Origin of the sequence: Nonomuraea sp. 10N515B (assembly GCF_052245915.1) — a bacterium.
Classification (GTDB): Bacteria; Actinomycetota; Actinomycetes; order Streptosporangiales; family Streptosporangiaceae; genus Nonomuraea.
The window spans coordinates 34,055-46,608 of record NZ_JBQQBQ010000067.1 but is presented as its reverse complement, the minus strand read 5'-3'; the positions used below and the strand labels follow the sequence as shown (position 1 = coordinate 46,608).

Below are 12,554 nucleotides of genomic sequence, written 5' to 3'. Positions count from 1 at the left end.
TCAGGCCCCTGGTGGTGAAGGTTGATCTTGGTCGACAACCCTTCTACCAGGGGCTATCTGCGTTGCGGATCAAGGATGATGATCTGCAACGGACCCGTGACCTGCAGCGTCACGGTGGAATGGGCTCGGTGTACCACGTGGCGAATTCGGTCAGGTCAGACAGGGCCACATCGGCTCCGTGCTCACGCAGCTCTCCCACGGTGTAGGGACCGGTCGCGACGGCCACGCTCACGGCGCCGCCGGCGCGCGCCGCCTCGATGTCCGCGACATGGTCACCAACATAAGCCGCCGCGCCGAACCGCGCGAGCGCCGATCCCTTGTCCGCGCCGAAAAGCGAGCCGACCACCTCGTCCACGACCAGGCCGAGCGTCTCGACCGTGCCGACGGCGTCCCGCGGGTTCTTACCGGTCACCACGATGACCCGGCCACCGGCCGCGCGTACGGCGGCGATCGCGTCGTACGCCCCCGCCATGGCGGTGTGCACCGGAACCCCCATTTCTGGATAGATCTCCCGATACAGGTCCGCCGCCGCGGCGACCTCCTCAGCCGGCAGCCAGTTGGCCAGCTCGACCTCCAGCGGCGGCCCCAGCCGCGAGACGACGGCCGCGCTGTCGATCGGCACCCCCAACCGCACGGACAGCTCGTCGAAAACCGCCGCGATGCCCGTCCGCGTATCCGCCAATGTCATGTCCAGGTCGAATCCCACCGAAGTCGTCACAGGTGCAGGATGCCAAACCCTCTTCTCCTCCGCATAACGCCCCTTGTTGTGGGACTGTTGGAATGGGAAGAAAGGAATTACTTATCGGAGAGGAGCGGTCGTGACCGACACCCCCAAACCGCCGCAGACCGGAGATCGCCTCGTCGCCTCCTCCGCTCCCGCCCGCCCGCACAGGCCCGCGAGACACCTCGGGTCCCCGGTGACCCCATGGCAGCGTGTCGTGTCGTCCCTGGCCACCCTGGTGCGGCTGGCCTCTAGGGTGGCGGCGCTCTCCCTCGTGCTGTACGCGCTGTTCACGGTCTTCCGGGCCAACCCCGCCAACGTCTGGTACCAGTTCGTCGAGTCGCTCGCCGCATCGCTGTCCCTGGGCCTGGCCAACCTGTTCCAGCTCGCCGAGCCACGCTGGACGACGCTCGTCAATTACGGACTCGCCGCGATCGTCTGGTTGATCATCGGCTCCGCCCTGGCGAGCCTGATCCGGCGCGCAGCTCCGTAACGACTACTCTCGATGCGGAGGTATCAGGATAGACATGACCAGATCTACCCGTGAGCGGATCATCGATGAGTCCCTGCGGCTGTTCGCCGAGCGGGGCTACTCCGCCACTTCCGTGGCCGAGATCGAGGCCGCCTCAGGGCTGTCTCCTGGCGCCGGCGGCCTCTACCGCCACTTCAAGTCCAAGTACGAGGTGCTCGCCGCGGCGATCAACGAGCACGCCGCCCGCACCAGGACGCAGGTGGCCGAGAGCCTCGCCGAGCTGAGCGGCATGGAAGCCTCCGTGGATCTGGAAGAGCGCCTGTCGCTGCTCTGCCGGGCCGGGCTGGCCAAAGTACGCGAGGAGTCGGAGCTGACCCGGGTGTTCTTCCGCGACCTGAGCCAGTTCCCCGAGCTGGTGGCCGTCGTCCGCGAGGGGCTGCTGCAGCCCATGTTCGACGCGATCGTCACCTGGTTCCGCGCGCAGCCCGAATACCGCGACGCCAAACTCGACTGGACGGGCATCTCGGCGGTGCTCGGCGGCGCCGTCGTGCATTACCGGCTGTTCCAGGAGACCGTGGGCGAGCTCCCCGGCCATGCGGAAAAGGACCAGTTCGTGGCGGCCTGGGTACGCCTGGCGGTCGGTCTGCTCCCGAGCCCGGCACCGGTCAGCTGACGTCGAGCAGCCGGTAGGCCAGCCACACCACGCCGATGCCCGTACCGATCATGAACATGGTGCCGCTCACCGCCCAGAACTGCGTCAGGAACGCGTTCAGCCCCGGCTCGCTCCCCACGCGCAGGCCGCCGATGAGCACCCCGCCGACCGAGTAGCCGAGCAGCGGCGCGCCCACCCCGAGGAACCGGTCACGCGGCGCCCAGCTCCCGCTGAACAGCACCACCACCGCGCCGCCCGCCCACACCACCAGCGGAATCGGGAAGATCGCCAGCAGCGGCAGGTCGAACGGCACCAGCAACGCCGCCACTACCAGGAGCACCATCGAGGCCGTCTCGCGCGGGTGTTCTTTGACGATCGTCCTGGCGTCCCTGCCGCCGGTGGCCATCGGGTTCGCGCTCGCCATGGCCGCCCGTCGCAGCCCCGCGAACGGCAGGCCCCTCCCGGGCGATCCGGCGAGCCGCTCCTCGGCGACCCTCCGGTACGTCCGCACGCCGGGCGGCGTGTCCCGGTCGTCGACGATCGTGGGGAAGCGCCGTGTGGCCGTCGGCCCCTCGGCGCCGCGCTGACCGGTATCGGAAGCACTGCTCGCTCCGGCAGCCCCGGCCTGCTCGGCGGCGGCGGCCTCGGCCAGCCTGCGGGCCTCGCGCTCGACCAGCGCCACCGGATCGCCGAACCTGGCCAGCACCTTCGCCACCTCGCGGGCGTTCTGGCTACCGGCCCGCTCGGCCTCGATCCTGGCCCGTAGCCGCCGGGCGAAGTCCAGCCGCTGGTCGGCCCGGAGCACGCCGTGGGCCGCGTCCGCGGCCTTGGACACGTAGTTCAGCACGAGCTGGTCCGCGCGCTCTATCACGTCAAGCCATGCTGCCCCAATCAGGGGGGACATACCATGGCAACGATGGAGTTCACGGAGTGGATCAGGGGGCGTACCGACGAACAGCTGCGGGCGCTCGTCTCCGCGCGCCCTGAGTTGATCACTCCGGTGCCCGCTCATCTGGAAGGTTTGGCGTCGCGGGCGGCGAGCCCGTCGGCGGTCGGCAGGGCGCTCGACCGGCTCGACCGCTTCGCGCTCGCGGTCGTCGAGACGCTGGCCGTGCAGGACGGCCCGGTGCCGAAGGAACGCCTGCGCGAGCTCGTCGGCGCGGCTCTGGAGGACGGTGACGCTGAGCCCGGCCTGTCCACCGCGCTCGACAGGCTGTGCGACCTCGCCCTGGTCTACGGCACCGACGACGCGCTCGACCTCGGACCCGGCGTGCGCAAGGTCCTGGAGGACCCGGCCGGGCTGGGCCCCAAGGCGGTCGACGCGTTCCGGCACCATCCGCCCGAGCAGCTCGACGAGATGGCCGACGACGTCGCCCCCGGCACCGCGGGCTCGGGCAAGGAGCGTCTGGCGGCCGCCCTGGCCGTCCCTGCCGCGCTGGTCGAGGAGGTGTCACCCGGGGCCAGAGCGGCGCTCGACCAGCTCACCTGGGGCCCGCCTGCGGGCCGCGTGCCCAACGCCAGGCGCGAGGTGCGCCGTGACACGGCCCGCTCCCCCATCGAGGAGCTGCTGGCCCGTGGCCTGCTGGCCGCGACCGGCGAGGAGAGCGTGACGCTGCCTCGCGAGGTCGGGCTCTACCTGCGTGGCGGGCGGGTGCACCGCGGCCTGCTGGCCGTGCCGCCGCCGCTCGAGGGGGCCGTACGCGACCGGCAGCTGGCCGACCGGACGGCGGCCGGGCAGGCGTTCTCGTTCGTCAGGTCGGTCGAGGAGCTCTGCGAGCGGTGGAGCATCGAGCCGCCGGGCGTGTTGCGTACCGGCGGGCTCGGCGTGCGGGACCTGAAGCGCACGGCAAGTGAGCTGGACCTGCCCGAGTGGGTGGCTGCCCTGGTCGTGGAGGTGGCGCACGCGGCCGGGCTGGTCGCGGCCGGCGGCGGGGTGGACGGCGAGTGGCTGCCGACCCCCGGCTATGACCTGTGGCGGGTCAGGGTCACCGCGGACCGGTGGGTGACGCTGGCGACCACATGGCTGCAGATGGACAGGATGCCCGGATTGGTGGGTGAGCGGGACGAGCGGGACAGGCCGCTCAACGCCCTGCACACCGACCTGCGCCGCTCGTCCGCGCCCGGCGTGCGGGCCGCCACGCTGGGCGTGCTGGCGGCGGCGCCGGGTCTGGCACCCGCGCGCGACTCCGTGCTGGAACGGCTGGCCTGGGAGCAACCACGCCGCCGCGGCCCGCTGCGCGAGCAGCTGATCGAGTTCGCGTTGCGGGAGGCCGAGCAGGTCGGTGTGACCGGCCTCGGCGCGCTGTCCGGGCACGGGCGGGCGCTGATCGAGGGCGGGGACGCCCCGGGGTTGCTCGCGCCGCTGCTGCCCGAGCCCGTCGATCACGTGCTGCTCCAGGCGGACCTGACCGCGGTCGCGCCGGGGCCGCTCACGAGCGAGCTCAACCGCTGGATGACGCTCACCGCCGACGTCGAGTCGAAGGGCGGGGCCACGGTCTACCGGTTCAGCGAGGGGTCCATCCGGCGGGCGCTGGACGCCGGGCACGGGGGCGAGGAGCTGGTGGCCATGCTGGCCCGGCACTCGGCCACGCCGGTGCCGCAGGCGCTGTCCTACCTGGTGACCGACGTGGCGCGACGGCACGGGCGCATCCGCGTGGGCACCGCGAGCGCGTACATCCGCTGCGACGACCCCGCGCTGCTCGACCAGATCACCGCCGACCGGCGCTCGGCGGCGTTGCGGTTGCGCAGGCTCGCGCCGACCGTGATCGCCTCACGCTCGTCCCGGGCGGCGCTGGTGGACTCGCTGCGCGCGATGGGGTACGCGCCCGTGGCCGAGTCGCTCGACGGCGACGTGATCATCTCGCAGCTCGACAGCCGCCGTACCGAGGCTGCGCCGCCGGTCCGCACCATGGCCGCGGCCAACGGCATCGACCTCGAGGTGGTCGCGGCGGCCGTCCGCGCCTTGCGGGCAGGCGACGCGGCGCACCTGGCGCGGCGCGAGCCCGTGGACGCCCCGAACGGCCGGGTGCCGCGCGGGCCCGCGACCGCCACCATCTCGGCCCTGCAGGAGGCCATCAAGCAGGGCGTACGCGTGTGGATCGGCTACCTCGACTCGCAGGGCAACGCGACCTCGCGCATCCTGGAGCCGGCCAGGATGGAGGGCGGCTACCTGACCGCGTACGACGAGACCAGGGCCGCCGTCCACCGCTTCGCCCTGCACCGCATCACGGGCGTGGCAGGGCTCTAGCGCCTTCTGGCCGCCGGCTCCTCAGCCGGCGCCAGCCCGGCGGCCAGCCGCACGACCTGCGCGGGCGTGGTCAGGGTCGGCGCCAGGTCCCTGGCCTGGGCGAGCACGTCGGGCGCCAGCCCGGCACGCAGGTCGTACGTGCTCAGGCACAGGTCGAACAGCTCGCCGGGATCGGGCGCGCCCCACGCCTGCTCCACCTCGACGGCCTGGGAGGGGGCGCCGTTCCTGGTGATGACCAGGTATGAGCCGAGCTCGGCCAGCTTGCGCGCCAGGTTGACCAGCTCGGTCCTGTCGGTGCTGACGGCGATCCAGTCGTGCAGCAGGTACGCCCTGCCGGGCGCGTACTCGGTCCTGGAGAGGAGCTCGGCGGCGGTCCCGGCCGGCGACAGGACCGTGATCGTCCCCTCGGCCAATGACATGCGTGACAGCAGGGCGATGCCCCCTAGGCGTTTGCCTATCTCCTCCTCGCCCACCAGGACGAGCAAGTGATGCGCGGCCAGCCGGCGAACCGCGTCGGCGAAACAGGGCGGCTCCAAGTAGGACCGCAGGAGGGCGTCGGCCTCCCTCCGGGTCAGCTCTCTGGTGACCGGTCTGACCTTCACCCCTAACCGGTCGGAGATGTGCGTTATGTAGTCGAGGTCGATCTCGCCCGCTTCAGGCGTATCGGTCACGAAAGTCACCTCGGTGCTAAGGAGAAAATTTCCTACAGAAAAAATCTTGACCCAACGAGTTTCTTCTTTTTATACGAGAGAGTTGCACTGCGTAACCATGCCGCCTGACCAGGCACTTCGTGCGTTTCTCGCATCCAGGGTCGCTCGCACTCCCCTAGATCTTCCACCTTTACATGATCTAGGACCACAAGAAAACACAAACGGCTGCAGAAGCAGATTTATATCTATTTACCGTGTAGTCGCGCACCGCCCACAATGACTAGTCAAGCCGGCCGAGGGTTGACGGCGCGTCCCTCGTCGCATCAGGTTGTGCATGTGACCGAGCAAACGCTGGGCCAGCTGGCCGAGGAGTCATGGGACCGCTTCGACGATCACGACGCGACGTTCTACGAGGGCGTCTGGCACCGCCATCACACGCTCGCCGAGCGGGCGCGCCGGATGTGCGGCGGATTCGCGGCGGCGGGCATCAGGCCCGGCGACCGGGTGGTCGTGATGATGGCCAACTCGCCCGAGGTGCCGCTGATCTACCAGGCGCTGTGGGCGGCGGGCGCGGTCGTGACTCCGGTGGTGTTCCTGGTCGGAGCCGAGGAGCTGCGGCACATCCTCCTCGACAGCGGCGCGGCGGCGATCGTCACCTCCCCTGAGCTGGAGGAGACCGTGCGGGCGGCCGGCGTCGACCTCCCCGTCTACGTGGACACGGCCGAGCTGGAACGGGCGTCCGAGCACGAGACGGTCCGCAGGGACCCCGGCGACCTGGCCGCGCTCATGTACACGGGCGGCACCACAGGCAAGGCGAAAGGCGTCATGCTGAGCCACCGCGGCCTCTGGCAGGTCGGCAAGGACGCCTGGGACATGTCCCACCAGGAGGGCAAGAACCGCGCGATCGTGCCGGTGCCGCTGTCCCACGCGTACGGGATGATCATCACGGTGGCCTCGATGCACGCCACGGAGCCGCAGCAGGCCGTGCTCATGCGCTGGTTCGAGCCGAAGGCGTTCCTCCAGCTGGCCGCCGAGCAGCGCGTCCAGTACGGCACCGTCGTGCCCGCCATGCTCCAGATGCTGCTGGCCGAGCCGCTGGAGTCACACCCGCTGCCCGACCTGTCCTACCTCACCTGCGGGGCCGCGCCGCTCGGCAAGGAGCTGCTGGAGGAGTTCGAGCGCAGGATGCCCGGCGTGCAGATCCTCGAGGGGTACGGCCTGACCGAGACCAGTGCCGTCACCACGTTCAACCCGCCCGGCCGGCGCCGGATCGGCAGCGTCGGCCTGCCGCTGCCCGGCTACACGATCACCATTCGCGACGGCGACGGCGAGCCCATGGAGGTCGGGGACGTCGGCGAGATCTGCGTGTCGGGCGAGTCGCTGATGCTCGGCTACTGGGGCGAGCACGAGCCCGACCCCGACGGCACCGCGCTGGTCGGCGAGGAGCTGCGGACCGGTGACATCGGCTGCGTGGACGATGACGGCTACCTCTACATCGTGGACAGGAAGAAGGACCTGATCATCCGTGGCGGCTTCAACGTGTTCCCGCGCGACGTCGAGGACGCGCTCAACCAGCACCCCGACGTGGTGATGTCGGGGGTGGTCGGCCGGCCCGAGCCGCGCATCGGGGAGGAGGTCGTGGCGTTCGTTCAGCTCAGGCCGGGCGGTACGGCCACGGCCGAGGAGCTGATCGAGTGGGCCCGCGACCGGGTCGGCCGGGTGAAATACCCGCGTGAGATCCGGTTCGTCGAGGCGATCCCCGTCACCAGCGTGCTCAAGCTCGACCGCAAGGCGCTGCGGGCCCGCCTGCCCTGAAGATCTATCGCAGGATCGCGAAGCAAGGTCAGACACATCTCCATTCCGTGATAAGTGTTGACGTGTCTGGAGGTGAAGATGAGTCAGCAAGATCCGTCGGGGTATCCATCTCAGCCCTATGGCGCCCCCTACGGCGAGCAGCCGCCCCCGGGCTACGGCTACGGATACGGCTATCCTCCGCCCCCGCGCAGCCAGGGACCGAGCGCCAACGCCATCGTCTCGCTCGTCCTCAACCTTCTCGCCGTCGTCTCCTGCTGCAACATCTTCGGGATCCCCGGCGCGATCCTCGCCGGGATGGCGATCAGCCGGGCGTCCCGTGAGCCCGAGCGCGCACGTACCATGGTGATTTGGAGCTGGGTCCTGCTGGGGCTCGGCTTCGCGCTGGGGGTCGCCCTCTTCCTCTTCCTGGGCCTCAGCGGATACCTCAACGACTGATTGCCCGATCGGGGACTGTTCCTGCCGTCGTGTGTGTTGGATAAGGGTCACCCGTAGGAAGGATGTCCGTGAACGACGGCCCGCTCATCGTCCAGTCGGACAAGACGCTGCTGCTCGAGGTCGACCACGACAAGGCCGACGAATGCCGCAAGGCGATCGCACCGTTCGCCGAGCTCGAGCGTGCTCCCGAGCATGTGCACACCTACCGCGTCACCCCGCTGGCCCTGTGGAACGCCCGCGCCGCCGGCCATGACGCCGAGCAGGTCATCGACGCGCTGATCAGCTTCAGCCGCTACCCGGTGCCGCACGCGCTGCTCGTCGACGTCGCCGAGACCATGGCCCGCTACGGCCGGCTGCGGCTGGAGAAGGACCCGGTCAACGGCCTGGTCCTGACCTCCACCGACCGCGCCGTGCTGGAGGAGGTGCTGCGGTCCAAGAAGATCCAGCCGATGCTGGGCGATCGGCTCGGCGCCGACTCCGTCATCGTGCACCCGAGCGACCGCGGCAACGTCAAGCAGGCGCTGCTCAAGCTGGGCTGGCCCGCGGAAGACCTGGCCGGCTACGTCGACGGCGAGGCGCACCCGATCAAGCTGGCGCAGGACGGCTGGGGGCTGCGGCCCTACCAGCAGGAGGCGGCCGACGCCTTCTGGCACGGCGGCTCCGGCGTGGTCGTGCTGCCGTGCGGCGCGGGCAAGACCATCGTCGGCGCGGCCGCGATGGCCCACGCCCAGGCCACCACGCTGATCCTGGTCACCAACACCGTCTCGGCCCACCAGTGGAAGACCGAGCTGCTCAAGCGCACCTCGCTGACCGAGGACGAGATCGGCGAATACTCCGGCTCGAAGAAGGAGATCCGCCCGGTCACCATCGCCACCTACCAGGTGATGACCACCAGGCGGAAGGGCGTCTACAGCCACCTGGAGCTGTTCGACGCGCGCGACTGGGGCCTGATCGTCTACGACGAGGTGCACCTGCTGCCCGCGCCGATCTTCCGCATGACCGCCGATCTGCAGGCCCGCAGGCGGGTCGGGCTGACCGCGACGCTGGTGCGCGAGGACGGGCGCGAGGGCGACGTCTTCTCGCTCATCGGTCCCAAGCGCTACGACGCGCCCTGGAAGGAGATGGAAAACCAGGGCTGGATCGCGCCCGCCGACTGCGTCGAGGTCCGCGTCACGCTGACGGACGAGGAGCGGCTGGCGTACGCGATGGCCGAGCCGGAGGAGCGCTACCGCTTCTGCGCCACCACGCCGTCCAAGACCCACGTGACCGAGGCGCTGGTGCGGCGGCACCTGGGTGAGCAGGTGCTGGTCATCGGACAATACATCGACCAGCTCGACGAGCTCGGCGAGCACCTCAACGCGCCGGTCATCAAGGGCGAGACCAGGATCAAGGAGCGCGAGCGCCTCTACCAGGCCTTCCGTGACAAGGAGATCCAGGTGCTGGTGGTGTCGAAGGTGGCCAACTTCTCCATCGACCTGCCGGAGGCGGCCATCGCGATCCAGGTCTCGGGGACGTTCGGCTCCCGACAGGAGGAGGCGCAGCGGCTCGGGCGGGTGCTGCGGCCCAAGGCCGACGGCGGGGGTGCCCGGTTCTACACCGTGGTCAGCAGGGACACGGTGGACCAGGAGTTCGCGGCGCATCGGCAGCGCTTCCTGGCCGAGCAGGGCTACGCCTACTCGATCATCGACGCCGACGACGTGCTCGGCGGCGTGTGACGAATGACCCGGCCGCTCGCCGGAGCGGCCGAGCATTCAGCGTGGTGTCACGTCCACGAGACTCCGCGGGCCGTCGACAAGCGAACCACCCCCCTCACCAGCGTCCTATCACGCCGCCTGCGACATACCCTCATGATCCAGCAAATCCACCTGATATGCCCGATTTTTTCGGTATTCGCAGATTGCTCCACACCAGAGGGTTCTGTCGCGTTCGTTACGTTAACGAGGGCGTGTCTACCGGACCAACATTCCGCCGAGGAACAGCACACCCTCCGCGACGATCCACGCGATCACGGCGGCGCCCATGATCCGCCCGAACGCACGCGGGTCCTGCCTCGCCCCCGGGAGCAGCCACGCGGCGGCCGTGCAGCAGGCGGCGAGCGCGGCGAACAGACTGGACACCGTGGAGACTGTGCCCAGGCGCTGAGAGCAGGTGGACGAGTCCTCGCCGCCCGCGCAGAACGCCTCCAGGCCCCAGCCCGCGAACACCGACAGGCCCCACAGCGCTGCGAGGAGGAAGCTCGCGATCGTGGGGATGATCGGGGAGAACCGGAGCTGAACCCGCGCCACCTCCCATCTCTACCCATCCCACCCTCACGGCAACCGACCCGCACAGCCCGGACGGCCCCCAGTGCCACAGGCCGGTAAATGCGTTGGAAGCCTGCGGCGTGCGCTATTAAACTGGCCGATTCGCTGCCTTAACCACCTCCGCCACCGAACCGGGAGGCACTTTCGCATGCCCGCACACCAGCTGGCCCCAGACATACCCGCCGACGTCCTGGCCGCCGAGCAGGCCCACCTGGCCGAGTCCAGGGCCGCGCTCGCCGCCATGCGGGCCCACGCCCAGTCCCTGTCCGCGGACGCGGCCGGCGACTGGGTGTCGCAGCAGATCCTGCAGTCCCTCCTCGACCAGCGGGTGGCCGCCCTGGCCGACCATCCGGACACGCCGTTGTTCTTTGGCCGGCTCGACCGCGAGGCCCCCGAGCGAAGGAGCTCGCGACGAGAGAGCGACGAAGGAGCCAACGAGGAGCGAAGCGGTCGCGACCATGAGCACGCTGACCTTCCGGGCACGATCTACGTCGGGCGCCGCCACGTGCACGACGGCCACAGCAAGCCTCTGGTCATCGACTGGCGCGCGCCGGTGTCCCGCGCGTTCTACCAGGCCAGTCCCGCCGACCCCATGGGCGTCGTACGCCGGCGCCGCTTCGGCTACCACGGCGGCGCGCTCACCGCGTACGAGGACGAGCCGCTGGGCGACGGCGTGGAGATCGGCCCGTCGAAGATCCTCACCCAGGAGATCGAGCGCCCGCGCACCGGCCCCATGCGCGACATCGTCGCCACGATCCAGCCCGACCAGGACGAGATCGTCCGCGCCGCGCTGGCCCAGACGGTGTGCGTGCAGGGCGCCCCGGGCACCGGAAAGACCGCGGTGGGCCTGCACCGGGCGGCATACCTGCTGTTCACCCACCGCGAGCGGCTCGCCAGGTCGGGCGTGATGATCGTCGGCCCCAACCGGGCTTTCCTGTCCTACATCTCCTCCGTGCTGCCCGCGCTCGGCGAGGTCAAGGTCGACCAGACCACGGTGGCCGGCCTGCTGGGCGACCACACGGCCCCGGAGGACCCGATGGTGGCGGCGGTCAAGGGCGACGCCAGGATGGCGGCGGTGCTCGAACGCGCGCTCTGGCTGCACATCGTGAAGCCGGAGGAGGGCTTGGTCTTCACCAAGGGCGCCTACCGCCACCGGGTGGCCGACTACGAGGTACGCGAGATCGTGGCGTCCCTGCGCGGCACCACCCGCTATCTCCCCGGCCGAGCGGCATTGGCGCAGCGGCTGGCCCACCTGGTCCTGGTCCGTATGGAGCAGCGCGGCGAATCGCCCGACGACCGGGTGCAGGACGCCGTGGCCAGATCGAAGCCGGTCAAACAACTCGTGGACGCGGTCTGGCCGAAATTGACGCCGGAGCAGGTCCTTTATCGCCTGCTCTCGGATCCGGAATTTCTGGCAAAGGCTGCCTCTAAATCCGATTTGTCGCCTGACGAGCAAGAAATGCTTATCTGGCGGAAACCGTACCGGAGCTGGAAGTCCGCCAAATGGTCGGCCGCGGACGCCGCGCTCCTGGACGAGCTGCGCGATCTGATGGAACGCACGCCCTCGATCGGCCACCTGGTGGTCGACGAGGCTCAGGACCTCTCCGAAATGCAGCTGCGGGCGCTCGGCCGCCGCTGCCGCAACGGCTCGGCCACCGTCCTCGGCGATCTGGCCCAGGGCACGACGCCCTGGTCGACGAGCTCCTGGAAGTCCGTGCTCGAGCATCTGGGCCAGCGCGAGGGCGAGGTGACGGAGCTGACGCTCGGCTTCCGTGTGCCGAGGGAGGTCCTCGAGTACGCGGCCCGCCTGCTCCCCTCGATCGCCCCCGACCTGGCCGCCCCGCAGTCCCTGCGCCCCGGCCTGGGTTCGCTCTCCGTACGGCGGGGCGGCTCGGTCGCCGCGGTCGCTGCGGAGGCCCTCGCCGAGGAGGGTTCGATCGGCGTCATCGCCCCCGACACGCTGGTCGGCGAGGTCTCCAGCGCCTTGGCCGAGCTCCCGCACGCCGTGCTCGACCCGGACTCCACCGAGGAGCATCGTCTGCTGGTGGTCCCCGCGACCCTGGCCAAGGGTCTGGAGTACGACCATGTGATCGTCGTCGAGCCCGCGGACATCGTCGCGGCGGAGCCGCGCGGGCTGGCCCGGCTCTACGTGGTCCTGACCCGCGCGGTCACCTCGCTCACGGTCCTGCACGACAAGGCGCTGCCGGCGCAGCTGGCGGCCTGACAGGCGGCGGGCACGGCCACTTCTAGGATGGCGGG

General features: G+C 70.2%; 11 protein-coding genes. 7 read left to right on the top strand and 4 right to left on the bottom strand.

Going from position 1 to position 12,554, the window contains the following annotated elements; translation table 11 throughout:
• Positions 1 to 109: 109 nt before the first annotated feature.
• Positions 110 to 718: an HAD family hydrolase gene (locus ACTWQA_RS49615; RefSeq protein ID WP_443165805.1), complete on the bottom strand. Its 609-nt coding sequence runs from the start codon at positions 716 to 718 to the stop codon at positions 110 to 112.
• A 100-nt stretch (positions 719 to 818) separates the two neighbouring features.
• Between ACTWQA_RS49615 and ACTWQA_RS49610 the strand changes: the two genes are divergently transcribed.
• Together ACTWQA_RS49610 and ACTWQA_RS49605 are read left to right on the top strand one after the other, a co-directional pair.
• Complete coding sequence (locus ACTWQA_RS49610) at positions 819 to 1,214, top strand: hypothetical protein (protein WP_443165804.1); 396 nt, start codon at positions 819 to 821, stop codon at positions 1,212 to 1,214.
• A 34-nt stretch (positions 1,215 to 1,248) separates the two neighbouring features.
• A complete protein-coding gene (locus ACTWQA_RS49605; RefSeq protein WP_305919670.1) occupies positions 1,249 to 1,866 on the top strand; it encodes a TetR/AcrR family transcriptional regulator in 618 nt (205 codons plus the stop codon).
• Here the strand turns inward: ACTWQA_RS49605 and ACTWQA_RS49600 are convergent.
• Positions 1,859 to 2,716 (bottom strand): hypothetical protein, encoded by an 858-nt coding sequence (locus ACTWQA_RS49600; protein ID WP_443165803.1) that lies wholly within the window; start codon positions 2,714 to 2,716, stop codon positions 1,859 to 1,861. The two genes, ACTWQA_RS49605 and ACTWQA_RS49600, sit on opposite strands and share 8 nt — an antisense overlap.
• 45 nt (positions 2,717 to 2,761) lie before the next feature.
• On the opposite strand from ACTWQA_RS49600, the gene ACTWQA_RS49595 reads away from it, so the two are divergent.
• Positions 2,762 to 5,092 carry a helicase-associated domain-containing protein gene (locus ACTWQA_RS49595; RefSeq protein WP_443165802.1) on the top strand — a complete coding sequence of 777 codons (2,331 nt, stop codon included), beginning with the start codon at positions 2,762 to 2,764 and terminating at the stop codon, positions 5,090 to 5,092.
• Here the strand turns inward: ACTWQA_RS49595 and ACTWQA_RS49590 are convergent.
• Positions 5,089 to 5,763: a hypothetical protein gene (locus ACTWQA_RS49590; protein ID WP_443165801.1), complete on the bottom strand. Its 675-nt coding sequence runs from the start codon at positions 5,761 to 5,763 to the stop codon at positions 5,089 to 5,091. The two genes, ACTWQA_RS49595 and ACTWQA_RS49590, sit on opposite strands and share 4 nt — an antisense overlap.
• A gap of 315 nt (positions 5,764 to 6,078) precedes the next feature.
• Between ACTWQA_RS49590 and ACTWQA_RS49585 the strand changes: the two genes are divergently transcribed.
• The 3 genes from ACTWQA_RS49585 to ACTWQA_RS49575 all read left to right on the top strand — a co-directional run bounded on the left by ACTWQA_RS49585 (position 6,079) and on the right by ACTWQA_RS49575 (position 9,707).
• Positions 6,079 to 7,557 carry a class I adenylate-forming enzyme family protein gene (locus tag ACTWQA_RS49585; protein WP_443165800.1) on the top strand — a complete coding sequence of 493 codons (1,479 nt, stop codon included), beginning with the start codon at positions 6,079 to 6,081 and terminating at the stop codon, positions 7,555 to 7,557.
• 78 nt (positions 7,558 to 7,635) lie between these two features.
• Complete coding sequence (locus ACTWQA_RS49580) at positions 7,636 to 7,992, top strand: DUF4190 domain-containing protein (RefSeq protein WP_443165799.1); 357 nt, start codon at positions 7,636 to 7,638, stop codon at positions 7,990 to 7,992.
• Positions 7,993 to 8,054: 62 nt separating this feature from the next.
• A complete protein-coding gene (locus ACTWQA_RS49575; RefSeq protein WP_443165798.1) occupies positions 8,055 to 9,707 on the top strand; it encodes a DNA repair helicase XPB in 1,653 nt (550 codons plus the stop codon).
• Positions 9,708 to 9,941: 234 nt separating this feature from the next.
• Here the strand turns inward: ACTWQA_RS49575 and ACTWQA_RS49570 are convergent, their stop codons facing one another.
• Entirely contained in the window at positions 9,942 to 10,277 is a 336-nt protein-coding gene (locus ACTWQA_RS49570) for a hypothetical protein (protein ID WP_443165797.1), read from the bottom strand.
• A gap of 166 nt (positions 10,278 to 10,443) precedes the next feature.
• Here ACTWQA_RS49570 and ACTWQA_RS49565 point away from each other — a divergent pair, with 166 nt between their 5' ends.
• Positions 10,444 to 12,519: a HelD family protein gene (locus ACTWQA_RS49565; RefSeq protein WP_443165796.1), complete on the top strand. Its 2,076-nt coding sequence runs from the start codon at positions 10,444 to 10,446 to the stop codon at positions 12,517 to 12,519.
• Positions 12,520 to 12,554: the final 35 nt, after the last annotated feature.

Excerpts from the sequence above, each read along its gene's own strand:
- ACTWQA_RS49575 (WP_443165798.1), top strand. The coding sequence starts at position 8,055 with ATGTCCGTGAACGACGGCCCGCTCATCGTCCAGTCGGACAAGACGCTG.
- ACTWQA_RS49605 (WP_305919670.1), top strand. The coding sequence starts at position 1,249 with ATGACCAGATCTACCCGTGAGCGGATCATCGATGAGTCCCTGCGGCTG.
- ACTWQA_RS49595 (WP_443165802.1), top strand. The coding sequence starts at position 2,762 with ATGGAGTTCACGGAGTGGATCAGGGGGCGTACCGACGAACAGCTGCGG.
- ACTWQA_RS49580 (WP_443165799.1), top strand. The coding sequence starts at position 7,636 with ATGAGTCAGCAAGATCCGTCGGGGTATCCATCTCAGCCCTATGGCGCC.
- ACTWQA_RS49565 (WP_443165796.1), top strand. The coding sequence starts at position 10,444 with ATGCCCGCACACCAGCTGGCCCCAGACATACCCGCCGACGTCCTGGCC.